Annotated in this window: 26 protein-coding genes; 11 read left to right on the plus strand and 15 right to left on the minus strand. The window is 62.1% G+C overall.

The window, feature by feature from the left end:
• The first annotated feature begins 143 nt into the window (after positions 1–143).
• From OH764_RS22600 to OH764_RS22610, 3 genes are read left to right on the plus strand one after another with little or no spacing between them, the layout of a single operon-like run.
• Positions 144–599 (plus strand): (2Fe-2S)-binding protein, encoded by a 456-nt coding sequence (locus OH764_RS22600; RefSeq protein ID WP_020070414.1) that lies wholly within the window; start codon positions 144–146, stop codon positions 597–599.
• A 1-nt stretch (position 600) separates the two neighbouring features.
• Entirely contained in the window at positions 601–2,850 is a 2,250-nt protein-coding gene (locus tag OH764_RS22605) for a xanthine dehydrogenase family protein molybdopterin-binding subunit (RefSeq protein ID WP_498850875.1), read from the plus strand.
• Positions 2,851–2,862: 12 nt separating this feature from the next.
• Positions 2,863–4,155, plus strand: coding sequence for a c-type cytochrome (locus OH764_RS22610; RefSeq protein ID WP_498850876.1), 1,293 nt, complete (start codon positions 2,863–2,865; stop codon positions 4,153–4,155).
• Positions 4,156–4,247: 92 nt separating this feature from the next.
• Here OH764_RS22610 and OH764_RS22615 read toward each other — a convergent pair whose 3' ends face one another.
• The 7 genes from OH764_RS22615 to OH764_RS22645 all read right to left on the minus strand — a co-directional run bounded on the left by OH764_RS22615 (position 4,248) and on the right by OH764_RS22645 (position 10,682).
• Positions 4,248–4,904 (minus strand): amino acid ABC transporter permease, encoded by a 657-nt coding sequence (locus OH764_RS22615; protein ID WP_498850877.1) that lies wholly within the window; start codon positions 4,902–4,904, stop codon positions 4,248–4,250.
• A gap of 2 nt (positions 4,905–4,906) precedes the next feature.
• Positions 4,907–5,653, minus strand: a complete 747-nt coding sequence (locus OH764_RS22620) for an amino acid ABC transporter permease (RefSeq protein ID WP_214881402.1) — start codon at positions 5,651–5,653, stop codon at positions 4,907–4,909.
• 40 nt (positions 5,654–5,693) lie between these two features.
• Complete coding sequence (locus tag OH764_RS22625) at positions 5,694–6,530, minus strand: transporter substrate-binding domain-containing protein (RefSeq protein ID WP_498850878.1); 837 nt, start codon at positions 6,528–6,530, stop codon at positions 5,694–5,696.
• Between the two features lie 55 nt (positions 6,531–6,585).
• Entirely contained in the window at positions 6,586–7,659 is a 1,074-nt protein-coding gene (locus OH764_RS22630; RefSeq protein ID WP_498850879.1) for an ABC transporter ATP-binding protein, read from the minus strand.
• 40 nt (positions 7,660–7,699) lie between these two features.
• The gene (locus tag OH764_RS22635; RefSeq protein WP_498850880.1) at positions 7,700–8,590 is read right to left on the minus strand and encodes an ABC transporter permease; all 891 of its coding nucleotides are present in this window, start codon (positions 8,588–8,590) and stop codon (positions 7,700–7,702) included.
• The gene (locus OH764_RS22640; protein WP_498850881.1) at positions 8,587–9,510 is read right to left on the minus strand and encodes an ABC transporter permease; all 924 of its coding nucleotides are present in this window, start codon (positions 9,508–9,510) and stop codon (positions 8,587–8,589) included. The genes OH764_RS22635 and OH764_RS22640 overlap by 4 nt, the downstream gene beginning before the upstream one ends.
• Before the next feature lie 77 nt (positions 9,511–9,587).
• The gene (locus tag OH764_RS22645) at positions 9,588–10,682 is read right to left on the minus strand and encodes an ABC transporter substrate-binding protein (RefSeq protein ID WP_131317538.1); all 1,095 of its coding nucleotides are present in this window, start codon (positions 10,680–10,682) and stop codon (positions 9,588–9,590) included.
• A gap of 529 nt (positions 10,683–11,211) precedes the next feature.
• Here OH764_RS22645 and OH764_RS22650 point away from each other — a divergent pair.
• On the plus strand, positions 11,212–12,105 hold the full coding sequence (locus OH764_RS22650; RefSeq protein WP_087754440.1) for a LysR substrate-binding domain-containing protein: 894 nt from the start codon (positions 11,212–11,214) through the stop codon (positions 12,103–12,105).
• A 46-nt stretch (positions 12,106–12,151) separates the two neighbouring features.
• Here the strand turns inward: OH764_RS22650 and OH764_RS22655 are convergent, their stop codons facing one another.
• Complete coding sequence (locus OH764_RS22655; RefSeq protein ID WP_498850882.1) at positions 12,152–13,234, minus strand: calcium:cation antiporter; 1,083 nt, start codon at positions 13,232–13,234, stop codon at positions 12,152–12,154.
• A 401-nt stretch (positions 13,235–13,635) separates the two neighbouring features.
• Entirely contained in the window at positions 13,636–14,001 is a 366-nt protein-coding gene (locus OH764_RS22660; RefSeq protein WP_020070427.1) for a BON domain-containing protein, read from the minus strand.
• A 433-nt stretch (positions 14,002–14,434) separates the two neighbouring features.
• Between OH764_RS22660 and OH764_RS22665 the strand changes: the two genes are divergently transcribed.
• Together OH764_RS22665 and OH764_RS22670 are read left to right on the plus strand one after the other, a co-directional pair.
• On the plus strand, positions 14,435–15,082 hold the full coding sequence (locus OH764_RS22665; RefSeq protein WP_498850883.1) for a DNA-3-methyladenine glycosylase: 648 nt from the start codon (positions 14,435–14,437) through the stop codon (positions 15,080–15,082).
• 264 nt (positions 15,083–15,346) lie between these two features.
• Entirely contained in the window at positions 15,347–15,691 is a 345-nt protein-coding gene (locus OH764_RS22670; protein ID WP_498850884.1) for a DUF4148 domain-containing protein, read from the plus strand.
• A gap of 435 nt (positions 15,692–16,126) precedes the next feature.
• On the opposite strand, the gene OH764_RS22675 is transcribed toward OH764_RS22670, so the two are convergent.
• The gene (locus tag OH764_RS22675; RefSeq protein WP_020070430.1) at positions 16,127–16,570 is read right to left on the minus strand and encodes a CBS domain-containing protein; all 444 of its coding nucleotides are present in this window, start codon (positions 16,568–16,570) and stop codon (positions 16,127–16,129) included.
• Positions 16,571–16,870: 300 nt separating this feature from the next.
• Here OH764_RS22675 and ribA point away from each other — a divergent pair, with 300 nt between their 5' ends.
• From ribA to OH764_RS22690, 3 genes are all read left to right on the plus strand, one after another.
• Positions 16,871–17,521, plus strand: a complete 651-nt coding sequence (gene ribA, locus OH764_RS22680) for a GTP cyclohydrolase II (RefSeq protein ID WP_020070431.1) — start codon at positions 16,871–16,873, stop codon at positions 17,519–17,521.
• A gap of 328 nt (positions 17,522–17,849) precedes the next feature.
• A complete protein-coding gene (locus tag OH764_RS22685; protein WP_498850885.1) occupies positions 17,850–18,131 on the plus strand; it encodes a hypothetical protein in 282 nt (93 codons plus the stop codon).
• Positions 18,132–18,333: 202 nt separating this feature from the next.
• On the plus strand, positions 18,334–18,570 hold the full coding sequence (locus OH764_RS22690) for a hypothetical protein (RefSeq protein WP_498850886.1): 237 nt from the start codon (positions 18,334–18,336) through the stop codon (positions 18,568–18,570).
• A 105-nt stretch (positions 18,571–18,675) separates the two neighbouring features.
• Here OH764_RS22690 and OH764_RS22695 read toward each other — a convergent pair whose 3' ends face one another.
• Together OH764_RS22695 and OH764_RS22700 are read right to left on the minus strand one after the other, a co-directional pair.
• Complete coding sequence (locus OH764_RS22695) at positions 18,676–19,944, minus strand: IS256 family transposase (RefSeq protein ID WP_408968216.1); 1,269 nt, start codon at positions 19,942–19,944, stop codon at positions 18,676–18,678.
• A complete protein-coding gene (locus OH764_RS22700; RefSeq protein ID WP_498850887.1) occupies positions 19,922–20,674 on the minus strand; it encodes a hypothetical protein in 753 nt (250 codons plus the stop codon). The genes OH764_RS22695 and OH764_RS22700 overlap by 23 nt, the downstream gene beginning before the upstream one ends.
• A gap of 126 nt (positions 20,675–20,800) precedes the next feature.
• Between OH764_RS22700 and OH764_RS22705 the strand changes: the two genes are divergently transcribed.
• Both OH764_RS22705 and OH764_RS22710 read left to right on the plus strand, forming a co-directional pair.
• Positions 20,801–21,172, plus strand: coding sequence for a M15 family metallopeptidase domain-containing protein (locus OH764_RS22705; protein WP_498850888.1), 372 nt, complete (start codon positions 20,801–20,803; stop codon positions 21,170–21,172).
• A 63-nt stretch (positions 21,173–21,235) separates the two neighbouring features.
• A complete protein-coding gene (locus tag OH764_RS22710; protein WP_498850889.1) occupies positions 21,236–21,691 on the plus strand; it encodes a C40 family peptidase in 456 nt (151 codons plus the stop codon).
• A 278-nt stretch (positions 21,692–21,969) separates the two neighbouring features.
• Here the strand turns inward: OH764_RS22710 and OH764_RS22715 are convergent, their stop codons facing one another.
• The 3 genes from OH764_RS22715 to OH764_RS22725 all read right to left on the minus strand — a co-directional run bounded on the left by OH764_RS22715 (position 21,970) and on the right by OH764_RS22725 (position 24,783).
• Positions 21,970–22,971: an NADP-dependent oxidoreductase gene (locus OH764_RS22715; protein ID WP_498850890.1), complete on the minus strand. Its 1,002-nt coding sequence runs from the start codon at positions 22,969–22,971 to the stop codon at positions 21,970–21,972.
• Positions 22,972–23,018: 47 nt separating this feature from the next.
• Positions 23,019–23,849, minus strand: coding sequence for an alpha/beta fold hydrolase (locus OH764_RS22720; protein WP_498851265.1), 831 nt, complete (start codon positions 23,847–23,849; stop codon positions 23,019–23,021).
• Positions 23,850–23,994: 145 nt separating this feature from the next.
• Entirely contained in the window at positions 23,995–24,783 is a 789-nt protein-coding gene (locus OH764_RS22725) for an SDR family NAD(P)-dependent oxidoreductase (RefSeq protein ID WP_498850891.1), read from the minus strand.
• Positions 24,784–24,828: the final 45 nt, after the last annotated feature.

Below are 24,828 nucleotides of genomic sequence, written 5' to 3' on the forward strand. Positions count from 1 at the left end.
TTACGCGACGACGCCTTTGCAACGGCGCATATTGGCATTGCGCATTAGTCATTGCTGTCGAATAAACGCGGCGAGTCATTGCGTTTTGAACGCCGGTCGTGACTAAACAGCTTGGCAAAAGATAACCCCACAAGGAGTCGCTCATGACAACATTCAATATCAACGGCGAGACACATACCGTGGACGCGCCGCCCGACATGCCTCTGTTGTGGGTCCTTCGCGATCTCGTCGGCTTGACCGGCACGAAGTTCGGCTGCGGTATCGCTCAATGCGGCGCCTGCACCGTTCATCTCGACGGCGTCGCGGTGCGCTCGTGCGTATTGCCGGCGGCGGCTGTCGGCGACAAGAAGATCACGACCATCGAAGCAGTCGGCAACACGCCCGCGGGCCAGAAGGTGCAGCAGGCGTGGCGTCAACTCGACGTGGTGCAATGCGGCTACTGCCAGTCGGGCCAGGTCATGTCGGCGGCCTCGCTGATTGCGAGCAACCCCAATCCTACCGATGCTGACATCGACGCAGCCATGGCCGGCAACATCTGCCGCTGCGGCACGTACAACCGCATTCGCGTTGCAATCAAGCATGCGGCGAAGGGGGTCTGATATGTCGCAAGGATTGCTCGATGCACAGAACGGCGCAACGTCCTCGCCCGAAGCAAACGGAAAGCGCGGCGTGTCGCGCCGCACGTTCCTCAAGCTGAGTGTGACCGTGGGCGCGGCGGCGGGCGGCGGGCTGCTGCTCGGCTTCAGCATGCCGGCCGTCAGTCAGGACCAGAAAGCCGGCAAGTCGGTGATTGGCGGCGACGCAAACGAAGCGGCGCAGAACGGCATGTTCGCACCGAATGCGTTCATCCAGATCGACACGGCGGGCAAGGTCACGCTGGTGATTCCGAAGGTCGAGATGGGTCAGGGCGTCTATACGTCGATTCCAATGTTGATCGCCGAAGAACTCGAAGTGCCGCTCGACACAGTCACGCTCGACCACGCGCCGCCGGACGAGAAGCTCTTCACCGACCCGCTGCTCGGCGGCCAGCTCACTGGCGGATCGACGTCGATTCGCTATGCATGGGAGCCGATGCGCAAGGCAGGGGCCACCGCGCGCATGCTGCTTATCGGCGCGGCCGCGCAGCAATGGCAAGTGGACGCCGCGAGCTGTCATGCGAAATCCGGCCAGGTCATTCACGCGGCGAGTAACCGCAGCATCGGCTATGGCCAACTGGTGGATGCCGCGGCCAAACTGCCGGTGCCGCAGAACGTGCCGCTGAAGGACCCGAAAGACTTCAAGATTATCGGCACGGCCGTGAAGCGCCTCGATTCGCCGGAAAAAGTGGATGGCACCGCAACGTTCGGCCTCGACGTGCGACTACCCGACATGGTCTACGCGGCCATCGCTAACTGTCCCGTGTTCGGTGGCAAGCTCGCGAGCGTCGACGATACCAACGCGAAGAAGATTCCCGGCGTGCGTCAGGTCGTCAAGATCGACAACGCGGTCGCCGTGATCGGCGATCACACGTGGGCAGCCAAACGCGGGCTGCAGGCGCTCGACATCAAATGGAACGAGGGCGCGGATGCAAAGCTTTCGATGAAGCAGATCGTCGACGATCTCGCCAATGCGTCGCAACGCAACGGCGCGGTCGCACGCAAAGACGGCGACGTGGTGCACGCCTTTTCCAACGCGAAGACGCGAGTCGATGCCGTCTATCAGCAGCCGTTTCTCGCGCATGCCACGATGGAGCCGATCAACTGTACGGTGCATGTGCGCCCCGATGGCTGCGAAATCTGGCTCGGCTCGCAGGTGCCCACGCGCGTGCGCGACGCGGCGATGGCCGTGACCGGCTTGCCCGCCGACAAGATCGTCGTGCACAACCATCTGATCGGCGGCGGCTTTGGTCGCCGGCTCGAGTTCGATATGGTCACGCAGGCGGTCAAGATCGGCAAGCAGGTGTCGACGCCCGTCAAAGTGCTGTGGACGCGCGAAGAAGACATTCAGCACGACATGTACCGGCCGTACTACTACGACAAGATTTCCGCAGGCCTCGACGCCAACGGCAAGCCGCTCGCGTGGCAGCACCGGATCGTCGGTTCGTCGATCATGGCGCGCTTCGCGCCGCCTGCATTCAAGGACGGGCTCGATCCCGACGCGGTCGAAGTCGCGTCCGATCTGCCGTACGACTTGCCCAACCAGCTTGTCGACTACGTGCGCCAGGAGCCGCACGCAATTCCCACCGCGTTCTGGCGCGGCGTGGGCCCGACGCGTGGCACGTTCGTGGTCGAAAGTTTTATCGACGAACTCGCGGCCGAGGCCAAGGTGGACCCCGTCAAATACCGGCGCGATCTGCTCGGCAAGACGCCGCGCGCGCTGAACGTGCTCAACACTGCCACGCAGGCGGCCAATTGGGGCAGCGCGGTGCCGAAGGGGCAAGGGCGTGGCGTGTCGGTCATGCATGCGTTCGGCAGCTACTTCGCGATCGTCGTCGATGTCGCGGTCGATCAGGGCGAGGTGGCGGTCAAGCGCGTGGTGTGCGCGGTCGATTGCGGAATGGTCGTCAATCCGAATACCGTCGAAGCGCAGGTGCAAGGCGGGATCATCTTCGGCATTACGGCAGCGCTTTATAGCGAGATCACGATCAAGGACGGGCGCGTGGAGCAGAACAACTTCACGGACTACCGGATGCTGCGTATCGACGAGACGCCGCCTATCGACGTGCATATCGTGAAGAGCAGCGAGGCGCCGGGCGGCATCGGCGAGCCGGGAACAGCCGCGCTCGCGCCCGCGCTGACCAACGCGATTTTCGCGGCCACTGGCAAGCGGCTGCGGCAATTGCCGGTCGGCAGCCAGTTGAAAACCGCTTAACGGGAGCCCGACATGAAAAACACTCTGAAGGGTTTCGGTGCGGCGCTATGCGTGGCGTTGCCTTTTCTGACCCAGGCATCGCCGGCAAGCGCGGCATCGGCAGCCGACCCGGCACTCGTGCAACGCGGCGCTTATCTGGCCAAGGCCGGCGATTGCGCCGCATGCCACACGGCGCCGAAAGGCAAGCCGTTCGCGGGCGGCTTGCCGATGAACACGCCGATGGGCCAGATCTACACCACCAACATCACGCCCGACGCGCAAACCGGCATCGGCAGCTATACGGAACAGGACTTTGCCCGCGCCATGCGCGAAGGTGTCGCGAAAGACGGGCACAACCTGTATCCGGCGATGCCGTATCCGTCGTATGCAAAGGTCAACGACGAAGACATGAAAGCGCTGTATGCGTTTTTCATGAGCGGCGTCGCGCCGGTGCAGCAGGCCAATCGCGAGTCCGACATCAAATGGCCGATGAACATGCGCTGGCCGTTGAAGCTCTGGAACATGGTGTTCCTCGAGAAGGGCGTGTACCAGAACAAGCCGGGCAAGGATGTCGCATGGAATCGCGGCGCGTATCTGATCCAGGGACTCGGGCACTGCGGCTCATGTCATACGCCGCGCGGCATTGCGTTCCAGGAGAAGGCGCTCGACGAAACCGGCAGCGCGTTCCTGACTGGTGGTCTGCCCGACGACTGGTACGCGACGAACCTTACCGGCGAACATAACGTCGGCCTCGGGCGCTGGAGCGATCAGGACTTGCAGGCGTTCCTGAAGACCGGCGCGAATCGTCATGCTTCCGCATTCGGCTCGATGACAAGCGTGATCAACAACAGCACGCAGAACCTGAACGACGGCGATATCGCGGCGATGACGACGTATCTGAAGTCGCTGCCGGCGGTGGGCGGCGCCGGTGCGCCGCCCTACAAGTACGATCCGCAAACGACGAAGGTGTCGCTCAACCGTCCCGCGAACGATGCCGGCGCGCGCGTCTACACCGCGTATTGCATGCATTGTCACGGCGTCGACGGACGCGGTTTTGCGCCGATGCTGGCGCCGTTGGCCGGCAATCCGAACGTGCTGGAAAAGGACGCGTCGTCGCTCATCAACGTGACGCTGAACGGCACCGAGGACCTCGTGATCGGCGGTATTCCGGCGCCGTATCCGATGCCGAAGTACGCGCCGGTGCTCAACGACCAGCAGATCGCCGACGTGCTCACGTTCGTGCGCGCCGGCTGGAACAACGGCGCGCCAGCAGTCACCGCCGCCGACGTGACGAAGCTGCGCAAGTCGACTCAAGCGGCGCGCTAGCTGTAGCGTAAAGCGTGAGCGCATGAAAAAGCGTCAACCGTCTTTCGGCGGTTGACGCTTTTTTCCATTCTGCGACGCACGTGGCTCGCGCTCTAGCGATGCTGTCCAACCTTTTGCCGCTTCTCCAGCACGCGTGCGTACCAGGTCAGCGGAAAGCACATCGCGAAGTAGATCATGGCGACCATCCCGTAGATCGGAAACGGCCGGAACGCTGCGTTCGTGATCATCGTGCCGGTCTTCGTCAATTCAGTGAAGCCGATAATCGACGCCAGCGCAGTGCTCTTGACCACCTGCACGAGAAAGCCGACCGTCGGCGCAACGGCGATTTTGAGCGCCTGCGGCCAGACGATATAACGCAACTGCTGGCTGAAGGTCATGCCGAGACTGGCGCCAGCGGCCCACTGACCGCGCGGCACGGCTTCCACACAGCCTCGCCAGATGTCGACCAGATACGCGCTCGTGTAAAGCGTGAGGGTGACCGTGGCGGCGACCCACGGCGACACGTCCACGCCGAGGAACGGCAGACCAAAAAACGCGAGAAAGAGTTGCATCAGCAGCGGGGTGCCCTGAAACACCTCCACATAGAGCACGACGATGCGGCGCAGCCACGCGAGCGGCGACACACGCATGGCGAGCAGGATCAGGCCAACGATGCCGCCGCCGACAAACGCGATCAACGAAAGCAGCACTGTCCAGCGCGCCGCGAGCAGCAGATTGCGAGCGATATCCCACAGGGTGAATTCGACCATGATCAACGCTCCGCGGGGAGGGTGCGGGCGCCGCGCCACATCAGGCGGGCGCGCCAGCTGCGAGGCGCGCTGTCGGCGCCGCGCGCGGTGCGGCCTGCGAACAGGCCACGTCCGAACCGGTTGAGGATTTGCCGCAGCACGATGGACAGGAGCAGATACGTCGCCGTGATGATCAGGTAGCTCTCGAACGAACGGAAATTGCGCGACTGAATGAAGTTGGCTGCGTACGTGAGATCGGGAACGGAGATCTGCGACACCACCGCCGAGCCGAGCATCACGATCAGCACCTGGCTCAGGAGCGCGGGAAACACATTGGCGAGCGCCTGCGGCAGCACGATGTAGCGAAACACTTGCCGTCCATGAAGACCGAGCGCTTGCGCGGCCTGAACCTGGCCGCGCGAAATGGAGTCGATGCCTGCGCGCACGATTTCGATTGCGTAGGCACCGAGGTTGACGGTCATCGCCAGAATCGCCGCCTGTATTTCGTCGATATGAATGCCGAGGCTCGGCAGGCCGAAGAACACGAAGAACAACTGCACGATGAACGGCGTATTGCGGATCAGTTCCACATAGCTCGCCACGACCCAGCGCGCCCATTTTGGTCCGGCCACCGCGACGCTCGCGCCCGCGATGCCGACCACACCGCCGAGCAAGGTCGAGATCGCCGTGAGTCCCAATGTGACGGCAACACCGCGCGCGAGCATCCCCGCATAGAGGCCGAAGCCGCTGAAATCGAACGCATAGGTCATGGCGTGGCGCTCATCGTGAGTCAAACTCCGTACAGGAAATTCAGAGGTCGGCCGGCAACGGCGTGCGCAACCATTTCTGCGAAATCGCGTTCATGGTGCCGTCCTTGCGGGCCTTGGCTATGGTTTCGTCGACTTTCTGCTTCAGACGCGGCTCGTTCTTGTTCAAACCGACGTGATCCGGCGAGCTGAAAAGCGAGAACTTCTGCTCGGGATCGTTCGCGGGATGACGCGCGAGAATCGTGGCGCCCACGTCGTTGCCGACGACCATCAACTGTACCTGACCAGAAAGAAACGCCGAAATTGCTCCGTTAGGATCGTCGAAACGTTTGATGTTCGCGCTGGGGGGCGCGATTTTCGTCACGCTCAGGTCTTCTAGCGTGCCGCGCGCGACCGAAATGGACTTGCCCGCCAGATCGGCGGCGTTTTTCACCGGCAATGCTTTCGGGCCGAACACGGCCAGGTAGTACGGTGCGTACGGCTGCGAGAAGTCGATTACCTTCTCGCGCTCGGGCGTCTGACCGACCGACAGCAGCATGTCGGCCTTGCGGTCCGCGAGGTACGCCATGCGGTTGTCGCCCGTCACCTGCACCAGTTCGACCTTGGCGTTGAGCGCGCGGCCGATCAGATTCGCGACGTCGATGTCATAGCCCATCGGCTTCATGTCCGGCCCGATCGAGCCGAACGGCGGATAGTCCATGAACACGCCAATGCGCACGGTGCCCGATTTGGCGATGCTGTCGAGCGCATCGGCATGAGCGGCCGGCGAAAACGCGCTGAGCGCGCCGGCGCCGGTGAACGCAAGCGCTGCGGCCAGCGTAGCGAATGCGCGTCGCGCTGTCGATCGAACGGGCTTGAGTTGATTAATGAGCTGATTCATGGTCTGTCCTCTGTCGAATGTGTGCAACTGTCGTGTTGGAATACGATTGATATCACTACGCCGCGCGCGCGGCGATCAGCTTGCACGCGTGCGGCGGCAGTTCGGCCAGCACCGGCATGCCGAGCGCGAGGCCCGGTGTTTCGCGGGGTGTGGTTGCGGCAGTCAGCGTAAAGCCGGCGCAATCGATCGTCGCCTCAAGCGATGCGCCTACGTCGCGGATGAACGTGACCGTCCCGGCCAGCCGGTTCGGGCCCGCGGCGGCGCCGGTCGCGGATTTCACGCAGACGTCCTCGGGACGTATCAGCAAACGGATGTCGCTCGTGGACTCCGGAACGCGAGCCGCCTGCGACACCGCAATGCGCACGCCGCCAGGCAGACTGACCGCGCCCGCGCCGTCGTAAGTGACCGGCAGGATATTACCTAGTCCGATAAAGTCGGCCACGAACTCGCTGACCGGGTCGCGATAGATGTCGAGCGGCTTGCCGACCTGAGCGATGCGGCCTTTTTCCATCACGACGATTTCGTCGGCCATGGTCATTGCTTCGCGCTGGTCGTGCGTGACCATGATCGTCGTGATGCCGAGGCGCTGTTGCAACAGGCGGATCTCAACCTGCATCGCTTCGCGCAGTTTGGCGTCGAGCGCGGAGAGCGGTTCGTCCAGAAGCAGCAGTTTCGGCTGCGACGCGATCGCACGCGCAATCGCCACCCGTTGCCGCTGACCGCCGGAAAGCTGGGTGACCGGCCGGTTCGCCATGTGCGGTAACTGGATCAGTTCGAGCAGTTCGGCAATCCGGCGCGCCTGTTCGGGCTTCGGCGTCTTACGCAGCTTCAGCGGATAGGCGACGTTTTGCGCGACGCTCATATGCGGAAAGAGCGCGAGCGACTGGAACACCATGCCGAAGTCGCGCTGATTGGCCGGCACGCGCGTGATGTCGCGGCCCGCGAATTCGATGCTGCCCGAGGTCGGCGTTTCGAGGCCGGCGATCATCCGCAGCAAGGTGGTTTTGCCGCAGCCCGACGGGCCGAGAAAGCACACGAGCTTGCCGTCCGGCACGCTCAGATCGACGCTGTCGACGGCATAGGCCGCGCCGAAGCGCCGGGTCACGGCCTGCAAGGTCAGATGAGTCATCGAATGCTCCAGCAAGAAGGCGTCGGAAAAACACGAGCGGTCACAGCGCAACCCCTTCGTCGCCGATCAGCTTTTCGAGCAGCCAGATCAGCGCGAAATCGATCGCGACGATAAACACCGCGAAGCAGAACACGGTTGGATCGAGCGACGACACGGTGCGGCTGTAGAGCCACACCGGCAAGGTCATCGTGTCGATGGTGTACAGGAAGAACGTCACGGTGAATTCGTTGAACGACACGATGAACGCGAACAGCATGCCGGCCAGAATGCCGGGCCGCATCAGCGGCAGGATCACGTCGACGAGCGCGCGGCCGGGGCTCGCGCCCATCACGCAGGCCGCTTCTTCGAACTCGGGACCAATCGACGCGACCGACGCCGCGCAGTTTTTCACCGTGAAGGGCAGGGCCAGAATCACGTGCGCGACGATCAGGCGGAAGACGCCGAGTTCGATCGGCAGCACGTTGAAGACGAGCAACAGCGACAGGCCCAGCATCACGAGCGGATAGACGAGCGGCAGCGCGACCAGTTGTTCGACCGCCGGTTTGCCGCGAAAGCGATAGCGGCTCAGCGCGTAAGCCGCAGGCACGGAGACGAGCGTCGCGATCAGCATGGTCGACAGCGCGACGATCAGGCTCGTGCTCAACGCGGCGCCCATCGAAAGCGAACTGGTTGCGTCCGGCGACACGAGGCTTTGCCATGCGGCGCGATACCAGTGCAGACCGTACGCGCGCGGCGGGAATTCGAGCGTGTCGGCCGCGCTGAACGACATCGTGATCATGGTGAGAATGGGCAGCGCCGCGACGAACAGCACGACAGCTGCGAGCAAGGCGGTGGCCTTGCCGAGCTGACCGGGCAGAGCGTTGGATAGCCGCGGCCCGCGGGGCGGCGGCGACGCGCGATGCAGGCGCGCGCTCGGGATGGGCGTGCTCATGCGTGGGGCTCCTCGGCGAGACGTTGCGTGCGGCGCACGAGTCGTTGTGAAAGCGCCATCACGGCGAGCGTCGCGATCATCAGCACGACACCGGATGCCGACGCGGCCGGCCAGTTCAGCAAAGGCGCAACCTGATCGTGAACCAGCACCGCGAGCATCGGCACGCGGCGCCCGCCGAGCAGCAGCGGCACGGCAAAAGCGCTGGCGTTATAGGCGAACACGAGTAGCGCGCCCGACACCAGGCCCGGCATGGCGAGCGGCAACAGGACATGCCGTAGCGTTTGCCAGCGCGTCGCGCCGAGCGTCGCCGCGGCTTCCTCGAACGAACTGGAGACGGCGCGCATGGCACTCGAGAGCGGCAGCACGGCAAGCGGAAACGCCGTCTGGATCAGGCCGAGCAGCACGCCGTTTTCACGGTACAGCCACATCAACGGACGATGGATGAGACCGCTGCCGAGCAGCGCGTGATTGAGCAAACCGGCCGGGCCGAGGATGATCAGCCAGCCATAGCCTTGCAGCAGCAGATTGACGAGCAGCGGCAGCAGCACGCCAGCCAGCAACAGCCGCCGCGCGAGACGCGACTTCGTGCGCGCCATCGCGAGCGCGACCGGAATGGCCAGCAGCACCGCGCAGATCATGCTCTGGAACGCGAGCTTCAATGTGAGCCACAACGACCGCATGAAGTAGCCGTCCAGCAGATCAGCGTAGTTCTGCAGCGTGAAGCCATGCCATTCGTTGCCTTGCGTGCCGAAGCTCATGCGTAACACGACGAGCGCCGCCGCGCCGAGCACCGCGAGAAACAGCAGGATCGGCGCGAGCAGCAGCCATGGCCGCGCCTTCTGAGCGACGCTGGCTGCAGGCGCGTCGGGTCCTGCGGCGTCGGGCCCGGGGTTGAGTGCCGCGCGGGACGCGGCGCTCATGCCAGGCGCCGCCTCGTGAGCCGTAGCATCGGAGGAGGCCGCTGAAGCACGCCGCGAGAAGCGCGCGGGCATCGTCGTCATGCCGAAAAGATTTCGGTGTAGCGCTTGATCCAGGCGGGCTGCACGGCGGCGAGCGCCTTGTCGTCATGCAGCACGGCTTTCTCTGCGATCTGCTGCGCGCTCGGCACGAACGCGCGGCTCTCGGCGGGAATCACCGCTTTCGAATTGACCGGGCCGTTGAGCACGTCGGCGGCCATGCGGCCTTGCACGCCTGCATCGAGCGAATGGTTGATGAACGCGTGGATGAGATCGATGTCGCCGGGATGCGCTTTCGGGATCACAGTGAACATCAATTGCGTGGCGAAGCCCTCTTTCATGCCGTACGTCACGCCCATCTTGTATTCGGGCTTGCGAATCTGATCGGGGAAAAATGCCGGCGAATAGATGCCGCCAATGTCGAGCGAGCCGGTGCGAAAGAGATCGGCCACCTGATTCGGATTTTCACCGAGCGTCATGACGTGGTCTTTCAGCTGCATCAGTTTCTTGAAACCGGGCTCGATGTTCTGCTGGGAGCCGCCGTTCATCTTCGCGGCGATGATCGCCAGGTCGACCGCTTCAGCCCATTCCGGCGGCGGCAGGAACAGGCGGCCGGCGTATTTGGGGTCCCACAGCGCTTCATACGACGACGGCGCGGTTTTCACCGTCGACGTGTTGTAGATCAGACCGTCCGACCACAGCAGGTAGCCAATGCCAAATCCGTTCGCGCCGGTGCGGTATTGCGGCGCCACTTCTTTCAGGTTGGGCAGCTTGTCGAGATCGGGCTTCATCAGCAAGCCCGCATCGCCGAGACCGGCTGCGCCCACGCCCGCGAGGGTGATGACATCGTAGGTCGGGCGCTCGCCTGCGGCCTTGACCTTCGCCACCATGCCCGATGTGCCGTCGGCGCGGTCGGCGATGACCTTCGCGCCGGTCTTCGCGGTGAACGTCGCGGCGATGTTGCGTAGCGCGGCCGCGCCGGTGTCGTCCGACCACGTCAGGAGGCGCAACGTCTTGCCGCTGAAGTTCTGCTGCTGCGCGCGCAGATTGACGAACGGCATCGGCAACGTGGACGCCGCGAGCGCTGCGCCAATCGTCTTGATGGCCTGCCTTCTGCCCCGTTTGATCTCTTGCATGGCGGTCTCCCTGTGTTGAACGCCTGTTGCCTGGTGATAATCGCTGTGACCGCTGCCGCCGCACCGCACAGCACCGTTGGTTGGCGTTGGCGGATGCGTACTGTGGATGCACTCTAGGTTTGCCAAAATCCGTCAACAAACGAAATATGCGCATGGAGGGCATGACGTAATCTCATGACGGGCCCGTCTCGCGAAGTGCCGGGAGCGCGTCACGCGATCCGCTCGAAGGTTGAGCCACCGGCGCATTCGGGTTAACGTCCATGCTTTTCCCCACTCCGCGCTCGCCGGTAGGTATGAGCAAAGCTCGGTTCTGGTGCGCTTGCGGGAGCCCCGTGCCCCACTGCAGTGCGCGCTGCGCATCTGCGGCGCGGTTTTCCATCGGCGCATGAGCGCAACGCATGCCGCTACGCGTTGCCACGACTCGTGCGGCGACGCGTGATCGCGTATCCTGTGGGCAGGCGACGAGTATGGACATCGGTCCTTCTCGCCGCCTCAATGATTTTTTCTGATCCGGATACCTGATACTTCGATGCGACGCCTTCCGCCGCTCAACGCGCTGCAGATTTTCGAAACCGTTGCGCGCCACCGCAGCTTCACGCGTGCCGCCGATCATTTGTGCCTCACGCAAGGCGCGGTGAGCCGGCAGATCATCGCGCTGGAGGACTACTACAAGTTTCCGCTCTTCAAGCGCCACGCGAAAGGGCTGACGTTGACTGCCGAAGGCGAGTTGCTGCTGCCGGCGGTGAAGGAAAGCTTCGCGCGAATCGAAGAGATTTCGCTGCGCTTGACGCGCCAACGCACGGACCTCGCGCTGAAGGTGCCCACTTGCGTCATGCGCTGGATGCTGCCGAAGATCATGCGCTTCCAGGCTGAATATCCGGATCTGCATGTGCAGATCACCACGACATGGCAGCACGACGTTGACTTCCAGCTCGAACCGTTCGATGCCGCGATCATTTATGGCTCGTCGCCCGGTGCTGACGTGCAGGCGGTGCCGTTATTCGAGGAGCGTCTCACGCCCGTGTGCGCGCCCGATCTGTTGAAGGACAAGCCGCTCGCGGCCGTCGGGGATCTCGCGCGGCATACGCTGTTGCATCCCACGCGAGATCATCGTGACTGGAAAATGTGGCTTGCCAAGGTCGCCGAAGCAGACACGGCAGACGCGCGCGAGATCGACGCCGAGCACGGGCCGAGCTTCGACACCCTCGACATGGCAACCAACGCCGCGTTGCAGGGCTTCGGCGTGGCCATCAGCGACCTGGCGCTAATCGACGAAGACGTGGCCGCGAGGCGTCTCGTTCGGCCTTTCGATATGGTCCTCAAAACGGGTTGGCGCTACTACTTCGTGTATCCTGATTCGGTTGCGCACCAGCAGAAGCTGAACCTCTTTCGCGACTGGATCGCCGCGCATTGGGAAGAGTAGGTTTCGATGTTCCGCGCGTTCGAAGGCGGCGCGGTGGAGCGCAAACCTACGGCGCGAACGACAGGAACAGATATGCGGCGAAGAGCGACAGGTGCACCGCGCCCTGAAGGATCGTCGTGCGTCCTGTGCTCAGGGTCAGCGTGCCGACAATCAATGTAAGCACGAGCAGCACGGTCTCCTTGCCGTCGAGGCCGAGCACGAGCGGTTGCCCCGTCGTCAGGAACACGGCCGCCACGGTAGGAATGGTCAAGCCGATACTCGCGAGCGCGGAGCCGAGCGCCAGATTCAGGCTGTTCTGCAAGCGGTCGGCACGCGCCGCGCGCACGGCGGCGAGACCTTCCGGCAGCAACACCAGCGCGGCGATGATGATGCCCACCACCGCCGCCGGCGCGCCGGCATTCTGAACCGCTGTCTCCACGACCGGCGACAACAGTTTCGCGAGCAGCACCACCGCGACGAGGCACACCACTAGCAGGCCGCCGCTCGTGAGCGCGAGTCCGGCGCTGGGCGGCGCGGCGTGCACGTCTTCGTCGGACACGTCGGCGAGAAAGTAATCGCGATGGCGAACCGTCTGCACGAATACGAACACGCCGTACAGCACTAGCGACGACACGCCGGCGAAAGCAAGTTGCGACGGCGACAGCATCGGGCCGGCGCTCGTCGTCGTGTAGTTCGGCATGACGAGCGTCAGCACCGATAAGGACGCCAGCACGGCGAGAGCCGCAGCCGCGCCGCGGCTCTGAAAATCCTGCTCGCGATGGCGAATGCCGCCCACCAGCAGACACAGCCCGACGATCCCATTGCAGACGATCATGACCGCGGCGAACACGGTATCGCGTGCGAGGTCGGCTTTCTCGGGGCCGGACGTCAGCATGACGGAGACGATCAGCGCGACCTCGATCACGGTCACAGCCACGGCGAGCACTAGCGTGCCAAACGGCTCGCCGACGCGGTGCGCGACCACTTCAGCGTGATGCACTGCCGTAAACACCGCGGCGCAGAGCGCGATACCCACTAGCACGAGCAGTAACTGGTTGCCCGGCAACGCGTAGGCCGCGCCCAGTACGATCCACGCAACCAGCGGCACGGCGAGAGTCCAGCGGGGCAAGACGGTCGGCGGCTTGGCCATCGGGCTTCCTTTTGTCTTGTACTTGTTTGTGAATCGTGCGACGAGGCAGGCTTTGGAAACGGGAGCGACGAATTAAACCGGTGCCTTAGGAGGATGGTGCAACGGTTTGGATGGTAGAGCTTTTTTGTCAGGCGCGGGGAAGGTTTGTTGATGGCGGTGCGGGTCCTGGCAGCACGAGATTGGGTAGGGGATTGCCGCGCTGGAGGCCGCGCTGGAATGGTCTGGCCGGGATTGCCGACTGTGGGGTGCGGACTGTGGACTGCTACGCGCCACAATGCAGCGACGCCTGCTAAAGAGTTGCTCGAGCCTGTTACGCCCGGCAGAGTGCCAACGTCAGGCAACTCGACGCCGGCACCTGCCGAGGTTGCAGCCGGCGCCACGCGAGCGCCGGCTTCTGGTCGTTACTGGCCGACCGGGCGAACCGTCAATGCGTTCTTCACCGACGTCACGCCGGCCACGCCTTGCGCCGCTTGCGTTGCGATGTCGACTTGCGACTGGTCAGGCACCGTGCCGGCCAGCGTCACAGCGCCTCCGCGTGCGCGCACGTTGATGTTCGCGACGCTCAAGCCCTTGGTCTTGGCGAGCGCGCTACGGACCTTGCGTCCGAGCGCACGGTTGGCAGCCTTGGCCTGCTTGCCCGTTGCCGCCGACGACGCCGCGGTTGCCGGTGCGGACGCTGCCGCGTCGCTGCTTTGTGCGGATGCGTTGAGCGATGCCAATACGATCAGCGCGCCGCCGACCATCTTCATTGCCGTGGATGCTTTCATGCGAGTTTCTCCTTGTCGTGAATATGCTCGTCCCCTGGCGGAGACCATGTGTTGCACTACGGGTACAGCGGAATCAAATCGGAAGGACGTCACTGCGGGTCTTGCAAATGCTTGAGTCTGGCGAGCTCATTTTGGCTGCTTCGACGGGCCGAAGCCCGCGTGAGCCGGTGCAGGCTTGCTTGGGGCCGGAAGCAAACGATACTCCAATTGGTTCCAGGGTGAATGCGGCGGTGGCCGGAATGAGGCTTTGCTACAACGGTGAAGCCATGATGAGCAAAGCTTTGCTGCATATCCGGGCGGGCTGGTGTAAGGCCGTGGCCTCGCGTGTTCCCAAAGAGTGGGCCTAACCGTGGACTAACCAGCCCATCAGCGGGCGGCCGAACCGACGCACCAATCACTGCAACAACCGACGCATTCAAAAAAGGCACGCTGCATGAGCAAATCATTGCTTCCCATCATCCCGTTGTCGCGTAACGATTTGCCCGTGGGGGCCGCGGACCTCGCGCGTTTCATGGTCGGCAAATACCTCGTGCACGATGTGCCCGAGGGGCGTATGAGCGGCCGCATCGTCGAGACCGAGGCATATCCGGTAGGCGATTCGACCAGCCATGCGTTCATCGGACGCCGTCCATACAACGGCTCGATGTTTCTCGCGCCCGGCTACGCCTACGTGCGGCTCACCTACGGCCTATCGTACATGCTCAATATGTCTGCCGAAGCGGAGAACATCGGTGCGGGCATTCTGATTCGGGCGATAGAGCCGCTCGAGGGCCTGCCGCTGATGGAAGCGCGCCGCCCCGGCGTGCCGCTGCGCGACCTGGCGCGCGGACCCGGCCGCCTCACTATGGCGTTGGGCGTCGGCCAATCGTTCGACGGCCAGGACCTTTGCGGCGGGCGCGACCTGTGGATCGGTGTCATCGAAAAAGGCGATATGCCGGTCGGTGTGACGACACGCATTGGCTTGTCCCGCGAAACGCATCGGCCGCTGCGTTTCTTCGAGCCCGGCAGCGCGTTCGTCAGCGGTCCGCGCAAACTGCTTCTTGCGCCTCACGCCGACCTCGGCGGCAATTTGCAAAATTGACCGTCTTGCCGACGCCGATCTCGCGGATAAATACCGCAGCTTCGGACCTCGGGAAGACAGGCGTGGCACGTCGGCGAAATTATTACGGCAACGATGCAAGCTGCATTTCGCGTGGCGGCAATTCAGTCTGACTTTTTCGATTACGACAATTATGTATCTCACAATTAGGGGTTTTCCCTTGGTGCGCCGGTGACTAGACTGGAATCACTCGCTTCCACGCGGTGTGGCAAGCAGCAAATAAAACCAAGTCTGGAGGTAATAATCATGAAATCGCTTATGAAGGCAGTCGCCATTGCAGCCGTCCTCGCCGCTCCGGTCGCATCGTTCGCTCAGTCGAGCCAGCAACCCGTGACGCGTGCGGAAGTCCGCAACGAACTGATCCAGTTGGAACGGGCAGGTTACAACCCGGCAGTCAGCAGTGACCCGACCTACCCGGCCGACGTCCAGGCCGCCGAGCGTCGCGTCCAGGCGCAAAACCCCGCGGTTGCGCAAACCCAATTGCCGGTTGCCGACACCAGCGGTTACGGCGGCGTGGCGAATGGCTCGTCGCAATCGGGCGGCGTGCGTGAGCCCATGACCGGCCCGAAGTCGGTGTATTTCGGCAACTAAAGTTGGGCAACTGAGTTTCGGCAACCAGGCCGCGTCGGCAGTAGCGGCTGGTTGAGTCTACAACCGGCCGGTCAGTTTCATACGGCCGCAGAGCGCTGGATTCATCAAGCGCGACACGGCCGGTGCCGCAAGCATTGCCAGTCTGGATGAGAGCAGGAGAGCGCGCCGCTGGAACAGGCGGCGCCCGTCTTCGAGCCGGGATGGAAACACCGAATTACGTGGTTCTGACACGTTGGGCGGGCTAGCGCAGAGACTCAAGCCCGTGGCCGACACCGCGTCACACAGCGCTGTAGCCTCTTACGCAGGCAAAGCGTTGCGCGGTGTCACATACCGCCCAGGAATTCACAGGAACCTCCGCTGCCGCAAGGTAGCTTGGCCCAACCGTTCAGCGATTGGGCTTTTTTTGCGGCTCATACATGCGGCAGGCGCGGCGCGTCAGGGACGCTCGCCGTGAATATAGAACTCGAGTTGCTGGATGGTGAACTGCTGTTCGGCGATGATGTTCTTCACGAGGTCGCCGATCGACACCATTCCCACGAGCCTGTCGTTTTCAATCACCGGCAAGTGGCGCATACGCCGCTCGGTCATGAGTGCCATGCAGTCGTCGGTGGTCTGCTCGGGGCGCACGAAGCGCACGGCCTTGCTCATGATCTCGCGCACCGGCGTGGCCTTCGATGACCGGTCCATCAACACGACTTTGCGCGCGTAATCGCGCTCGGTGACGATCCCCGCGATGCTGTCGCCGTCCGTCACGACGAGCGCGCCAATGCCTTTCTCAGCCATCAGCTTGATCGCTTCGTACACGGAGTCGTCGGCCCGTATCGTGTAGACGGTCGTGTTGTTCGGTTTGGTTTTAAGAAGCTGTGCAACGGTTGTCATGGAGCGGCTCCGTTTCGCGGTGCAGCACGCCGGCGCGGCGGCTGTCGAGGACCAAGCAATTCCAGTATAGGCGCGAGACGCCAGCCAGTGTGTTCGGGAATACCTGGAGCGCGCGAAGCGTTTACTTCGGGTAGTGCGGCCTCACACTGTTGCACGAGCGGTGCATCGGGCGCTTCGCTGGTGCAAGATTCGTGCGCTATGCATGGGCATACGGTGAGGTCGGCCGATTAGCGGTAAACTCCTGTCCGTACCTTATCCCCGGTTTCATCGGGTTCATGTTCAGCACCTTTGTCTAACGCCATGCTCACGTCTCACGATCCGTCGCCCGTAGTAGACGGCGCCATCAACGGCGAATGCGTCGTTCTCGACGCCACCGCCACGCTTCCTACGCGCTACGGCACGTTCACCTCTTACGTGTTTCGCGTGGTTGAAAGCGGCGCCGAACATCTTGCCCTCGTGATGGGCGACGTCGCGAACAGGTCTTCGGTGCTGACACGTTTGCACTCCGAATGCCTGACGGGCGACGTGCTCGGCTCGTACCGCTGCGATTGCGGCGAGCAGCTCGATCTGGCGCTGCGCTATATCGCTGCCGAAGGTTGCGGCGTGCTTCTGTATCTGCGTGGGCACGAAGGCCGAGGCATCGGTCTGTCGAACAAGATCCGCGCTTACGCGCTGCAGGAGCAGGGCCGCGATACCGTCGAGGCCAATCTCGATCTCGGTCTGCCAGACGACTCACGTGAATACGACTCGGCGGCGGGCATCTTGCGCACGCTGAAAGTGACCTCGGTCCGCTTGATGAGCAACAATCCCGAGAAGTTCGACACACTGTCCAAACACGGGATTCCGGTCTGCGAACGCGTCGCGCTCGCCATTCCGATGCGCGAGGAAAACGAGCGCTATATCCGTACGAAGCAGCTCAAATTCGGGCATTACTTTGATGAGAATGAGTAGGCGGAAATCGGTATCTGTGCGTAGTTGCGTGCGGTGAGCCGGATCGGCGGATAGCGGACGCGTCGCTCAGTGGGGCGGGCGAGAACGGCTAAACACCCCAAGCCTTGACGTCATGTTACGGATGCTCATTGTGATCGGAGTACTCGCTGCCACGTTCCAGTGGCGCGATGCTGTGCGTGCAACGGGAGTGCCAACATACCTCTGAATCACTGCTGGCGTCGTCGGCGCTTGCTGCGCAGCCATTTTCCTTATATGGGCAGTCCGTCTATATATGTCTCAGGCCACCGGTCGTGTTCGAGCAGACGATCTAACAGATCCATCGAGCCGAGTGGGGATCGAGCTTGCGAGTGAAGTCGCGGATCGACTTGATGCTGGGTACGTCCTTGCGCACGGTCATGCCTACTATTGCGGAATGGGACTGACCAAATACGGCGATGCCTATATTTATTCGGTCGTGGAAGATGGAGAGGTCATCACGCCAAAATCCGGCGAGGAGTTTGCCAGGGTTGTGGCGGTCGCGGGAGGGAAGATGTTCAAGTCGTTTTATCGGCTCTCGCCTGGTGGGGCTGAGCGCTTCTATACGCCTATGTTCGCCGGTCCCGACGCGTGAAGGGAAATCAGCCTGCCACTGGCGGGTCGAGACTGCGTGACTTTAGAGCCGCCGTTCAGCCGCGTTGACCTTTATATCGACCGGTTTGCAAGGATCGAGCGAACGGATGTGAAGTACGGGCTTCTTCGATCGCTTCCAGATCGACGGGATCGGTCACTCAAAGGGTCAATGAGTTTGCTCGCGTGTATGCGGCGCAGAGCCGATGACGCAGTCCCTATTGCACCTATCTGACCTGCAGCGAACCTGTCATGTCGGTGATTATCGGCGACCAGAAGGACTGTTCGCCGGCCGGGTACGAGAATTGGACCGCGACAAGGGTGTCGCCGTGGATCAGCATCTTCTGGTACACAATCTCGCCTTTTGGTGTCCGGCACGAAAAGGCGATGAGATTGCGCTTGCTGACCTCAAAGCTGGCCTGTTCGCCGGCACATTGCACTGATTGCTCAAAGCGAAGGAGCTGTGCCGGCGTCTCACCGTTCGCGTTATATCGGCCCCAAACCGGGAGGTGTCAGGAATTTTGTGTGCTGAGGTCGGTTAAAAAATCTCAGCTCATGGCGGCGGTGAATCGCTCGCCGAACAGAATGGCGAACTGATTGACAGCTTGCCGCCAGGTGATAGGCGGCATCTTCCAATCCTTTTCGATGTTGCGCAAGGCCAGATACAGCAGTTTGCTGGCGGCTTCGTCGCTGGGGAAGTGGCCGCGATTCTTGACGATTTTGCGCAACTGCATGTGCATGCTCTCGATGGCGTTGGTCGTATAAACGATTCGACGCACCTCGGGGGGATAGGCGAAGAAGGGAATCACCTGTTCCCATTGGCGTTGCCACATGGCCGCGACGGTAGGGAATTTGCGGCCCCATTCGCTTTGCGCAAAGGCGTCGAGCGCCACTGCCGCCGCCTCGGCCGAGGCGGCCTGATAGACCGGCTTGAGCGCAGCCGCCAACGGCTTGCGGTCCTTCCAGCTCGCCAGATTCAGCGAATTGCGGATCAGATGCACGATGCAGGTCTGAATCTGGGCGGCCGGATAGACCGCTTCGATCGCCTCCGGGAAGCCGCGCAAACCGTCAACCACCGCGATCAGGATGTCGTGCAGGCCACGGTTCTTCAGTTCGTTGAAGACCTTCAGCCAGAACTTGGCTCCCTCGGTTTGCTCGATCCACAAACCCAGCACTTCCTTGCGGCCGTCGGCGCGAATGCCCAGCGCGAGATACACCGCCTTGTTCCTGACCGTGCCTTCGTCGCGGATCTTCAGCCGAAGTGCGTCGAAATACACGATCGGATACATCGCCTCAAGCGGGCGTTGCTGCCACTGTTCGACCTCGGCCAGCACTTCATCGGTGACAGTCGAAATCAGATCGGGCGACACCTGCAGGCCATACAGTTCCAGCAAATGGCCCTGGATCTCGCGCACGCTCATGCCGCGCGCGTACATGCTGATGACGTGATCGTCGAAGCCCGGCAGCCGGCGTTGATACTTGCCGACCAGTTGCGGCTCGAACGTTGCCTGCCGATCACGCGGGATATCCAGATTCAGTTCGCCGTTGGGCGTGATGACCGTCTTATGGCTCGTGCCGTTGCGGTGGTTGCCGGCCTTGCCTTGCTCAACCTCGTTCTCCAGGTGATGCGTGAGCTCCGCCGCCAGCATGCGCTCAGCCAGTTGCTTCTTCAGTTGCCCGGCCAGGCCCGATTCGCCGAGAACCGACTCCGCATCCTTGTTTTGAATCTGCGCCAGCAGTTGATCGATCAGTTCATCGGGAAACAGCTTCGGCGCCTTCGGGTTCTTGATCTTCTTAGTCACAGTTGCTTCGGTCATAGGACGTTGTTTCCGTTATCGTCTCATGACCTCGGCACACTAAAATTCTGACAGGCTCCCAAACCGCGACGTCTCCATGACCTGATCGCGCTGAAAACTGCACGCCGTCGCCGTTGTCTGACTCGCGGCCCTTTACAAGTAGATCCGCCGGATACTGAATAGAGAAGTCATAGCGCACGTTGGTGTAGACAGCCGGTCGCTTGCCGCCTTTCTTCACGTCCGCAGCCGGCACCGTCGCTGTCTGATCGGCAAATGTCATGAATCGGACGCCCTCCACCGGAACGCAGGGCTGGGCTGGCCTGGAGGGGTGCTCAAGGCTGAAATCGATGAAACGCGGATGCGCTGCATCCACATCGAGCGTAAGAACCAAGAGGCCATTCGGCCCCATGTCGCGGAACTGATTTATCGTGGCCCAGTCACCGTTCGGCAGCGCTTCGCTACTGTCGCCGGCCTCGTCGGTGTCGGAGTGAAAACGGGCGTTGCCATCGAAGACGGCGCGGCACTGGGCAGACCCTGCGTATTCGACGTGGTAGTGAACCGAGCGCTTGCCGTCGATCGGCGGACCTTCGGAGACAGTAGCGTCGGCTGTCCGTCCTTTCTCGGCCCAATGAAGGGTCGTCTTTTCTAGAGCCTTGCCGGCGGGCACCTTTTCGGCCGCCATGCTTTTGCCGTGCCCCGCGAGGAGAACAATTAAGAGAAAGACGGCCGTTACTTGATTCCTGAGCGACATAGTGGATAGTTCTGAAAGTGGGGCGCCCGATGATGGCACAAGCGATGAAAACGGGGACATGAAAAAGCTGCAACCTCGTGACGATCATCCTCAGGCTGCTGTCCGCACCGAACCTCAGAACACTGCGTGCATCGCATCGCCGAGGGTGCGTTTGAGCCAGTTCCGGTCGAGTTTTGGGTCCGTCTTCATTTGGTCAACACCGGTGCGATCGCGCTGCGTCGTCGCATCACCGCGCCGCCTGAGGTCGCTGCACATCCCGCAGGCGCGGTCGTCGATTGCTCGCTCGCAACCTTCGAGAGTACTGAACTGAATATCGGAAGCGTATTGAATGCAACCGATGAAGAATCTTCTGGCGCGTGTTACACAGCATGCCGGTTTATTAGCCGACCGGCGCAAGAAAATCGACTGTTGCTGTCTAATGCATGGCACGAGCCGGCTTTGCCAATTACCCCTGAGAATGGCAACACCGGTCATACGGCGGTCGTTATTGGGCGGTAATTCCGGACAGCCGCATGCAATCTACCGCCCACTCGAAGAGGACCACCTGTAAGGAGCACATTTATGCGTGACGGGGTTCGTTATGAGCCAGCAGCGACCGGATTCACGCCTGCCTGGCTGGATATTGCGTTCAAGGAACGGGGCGTCAGCCGTTACGGACCAGGAGAATCCAACCCGAGGATTGCCGAATACAACAACACAACTCAACTCGCCGGTTATGACGACAAGATTTCGTGGTGCTCGTCATTCCTCAACTGGTGTATGAAGCAGTCAGGCATTCCCGGAACGGGATCGGCATTAGCTCGCTCGTGGCTCTCATGGGGCAATCCGCTCGCTGCGCCGAGACTTGGTTGCGTTGCAGTGTTGACTGCCGACGACGCCGTCGAATGGAAAGGACATGTCGGGTTCTTTATCCGATCGGACGCCGACAACGTCTACCTGTTCGGAGGCAACCAACTTGGAGAGGTGAGGGAATTGGCTTATCCGCTCGAACGCGTGCTGGCGTATCGCTGGCCGTAAGCAAAACCCGTTCGAATGACGAGGCAAGAAAGCGGCTTGGGACGCTATAACGGGCGAAATGCATCGCGCGGAGAGACTGCGGCCTCATGTGGAATGTCGAGGCGTTTTCTGAGCGCGAGCGCCCGTCGAAGCACCGCCACATCGGTCGAACGATCCGTTTCCAGTGACCCTTATATGCGTCGTGCGTTAGCGCGGTCATCGGCCGCCAGACAGGCTAACGCTTCGCTCGCAATCGAGGCCGTCTGCACCTGCGCCCCAGAGCTACGCCCCTCCGGAACTCACTTCATTCTCACGACGACCTTGCCCCTGGCGCGTCCCTGGGCCAGGTATTCGAGCGCTTCCTTCGCCTGCTCAAACGGAAACACCTTATCGATCACTGGACGAACCTGTTCCGACTTGAGGAGTTCGCCGATTTCAGAGAGTTGGGTTCCGTCGGGGCGCATGAAGAGAAATGAATACGCCACATCCCGCTTCTTCGCGAGCCGCTTGATCTTGCGGCTCATTAGGCCGAATACCAACCTCAAAATAAAGTTCAGCCTGCGGGCGCGGGCGAACGCTGCGTCCAGCGGCCCGATGAGCGACACGATCTTGCTCCCCGGTTTGAGAATACCTATGGATTTCTCAATCGCATCGCCTCTGATGGTGCCGAGCACGACGTCGTAGCCGTCCAGAACTTTCTCGAACTCCTGCTTCTTATAGTCGACAACCTCGTCTGCACCCAGACCGGTTACCAGTTGTACGTTGCCCGTGCTGGTTGTCGTTCCCACGCGGGCACCCAAGTGCTTTGCGAGCTGGATCGCAAACGTGCCAATGCCGCCCGACCCGGCAGGAATGAAAACTTTCTGGCCGGCTTGAAGATTGGCGCGCTCTTTCAACGCCTGCCACGATGTAAGCCCGACCATTGGAACGGCCGCGGCCTGCACAAAATCGAGGTTGACAGGCTTCGACGCAGCAACGCTCTCCGGCACCGCCGCGAATTCAGCGATTGAGCCCCTACCGAGATCGAAAAGGCTGGCAAAGATTGCATCGCCCGGTTTGAAACGTGTCACGTTACTGCCGACCTCGGTCACCACACCGGCAATATCGCTGCCCAGCGTAGCGGGCAGCTCGAACTTGAGGACGGGCTTGAAGGTCCCCGACGGAATCATGTTGTCGATTGGGTTCAACCCCGCCGCGTGGACCTGGACCAACAGTTCATCAGGCTTGAGCGTGGGGCGGGGCACTTCGGCGAACCCGATTTCAAGTGTCTTGCCGTAGCGTTTGAAGGTGAGCGCTTTCATGGTGTTCTGAATCCAGTTCTGGGTACCTATCGCCGGCCGCGATGTCTTCAATGCGCCAGGAATTCCAGCGCTTTGATCACGAAGTCGGTGTGATACTGAAAGATGCCTCCGTGTCCTGCGTCCTCGTAAACGACGCATTGCGCGTTGGGAATGCGGCGGGCCATATCGCGGCTCAAGGCGGTAGGTACCATGATGTCGTTGTCTCCATTGGCGATCAGGACAGGCATGTGCAGGCGGGCGAGATCCTGCGGCGCCTGCCGGCCCCAAGCCTTGATCGCCTTGAGCTGGCGAAGCAACGCGCGGGGTGTCGGCCCCTTATCGCGCTCCGCCGTGCGTTCCTTCAGCCTCTTCAGGAATGCGCTCGCTGCCGCGCGGCCATTGGCGGTAGAGGTGAAGAACAGATAAGTCTTGGGATCGCGCATCGTCACCAGGCCCTTGAGCATCAATGGCCAGGACTTGGCCCCCACACGGTCGATGCCCCGACCGCCCGCGGGCCCCGTACCTGTGAGGATAAGCCTGCGCACCAGATCCGGCGCCTTTAGCGCCACGTCCTGCGCGACGAAACCGCCGAGCGAAAAGCCGAGCAGATCGACCTGACTGAAACCCATCGCGTGAATCAACGCGATGGTGTCGCGCGCCATCTCATCCACTGTCACGGGCGCGAGGCCGCCAGACAGCCCGATTCCGCGATAGTCGATGGCGATGATGCGATGCTTGCGAGCGAGGCCATCGACGATGCGCGGATCGAAGTTGTCCAGCACGGCGCCCCAGTGATTGAGCAGGATCAGCGGAATGCAGCCGTGCGGGCCAAGCTCGCGGTAAGCGAAGGTGGTTCCGGCCGCCCCGATCTGGCTGTTCTGTGCACGGGCATAGGACATTGCCGACTGGCTAACCTTGCCGGTCGAGTCGATCGTCTGCAACGCGCGCGAGCGTTGTGTGTGCGTGATGGTCATCGAGCTACCTATGTCGGGTACCGGTCGATAAGACATGGCTGGGTTTCGGGTAAAACAGAAGCCTCAGTGCTCAGGCTTCTGACCGGTAGCGATCGGCCGCGTGCGCCTGTCGAATATCCGACAGAAGCCCTTGACGCGCGCCATCCAGCGCGTCCCAGCGGCCGGCCACATGCAAAGGCGGGATGGTGACCAGTTCGCGGCGGTCGAAACCGACGAGCGCCGCGTCAACCAGTTCGCCGACCTCCATCACCTCAGTAAGCGAATTGACGTCGATGCCGGCGCGCTCCCAGATTTCCGTACGGGTCGCTGCCGGCAGCACCGCCTGCACATAGACGCCGCTGGGCGACAACTCGAGGTGCAATCCCTGCGACAGAAACAGCACGAACGCCTTGGTCGCGCCGTAGATCGTCATGCCAAACTCGGGCGCGAAGCCCACCACCGAGCCAACGTTGACAATGGCGCCTGTGCCCGACTCGACAAAGCGCGGAGCGACCGCGGCTGCCAGCCGTGTCAGCGCCGTGGTGTTGAGCGTGATCAGGCGTTCGATGCCCTCAGTGGTCTGCTCCAGGAATCCGCCCGACTGGGCCATTCCCGCGTTATTGATCAGGATACCTATGCGAGCGTCGTCGCGCAGACGAGTCTCGACTGCCGCCAGGTCCCCCGGCTGGGTCAGGTCAGCCTGCAGCACTTCGACGGCAACACCGCTTTCTTCACGCAGGCGTGCGGCGAGCGTATCGAGGCGTGCCTTGTCGCGTGCAACGAGCACAAGGTCGTGGCCGCGGCGTGCGAAGCGCTCGGCGTAGATGGCACCGATGCCGGAGGATGCGCCGGTGACGAGAACAGTCGGAAGTGTGGTCATGAGTAGTTTCCTTCGAATGAGTGGTTTGAATGGGGCGCAAGCGCT

The organism is Burkholderia sp. M6-3 (assembly GCF_050858985.1).
Classification (GTDB): domain Bacteria; phylum Pseudomonadota; class Gammaproteobacteria; order Burkholderiales; family Burkholderiaceae; genus Paraburkholderia; species Paraburkholderia caledonica.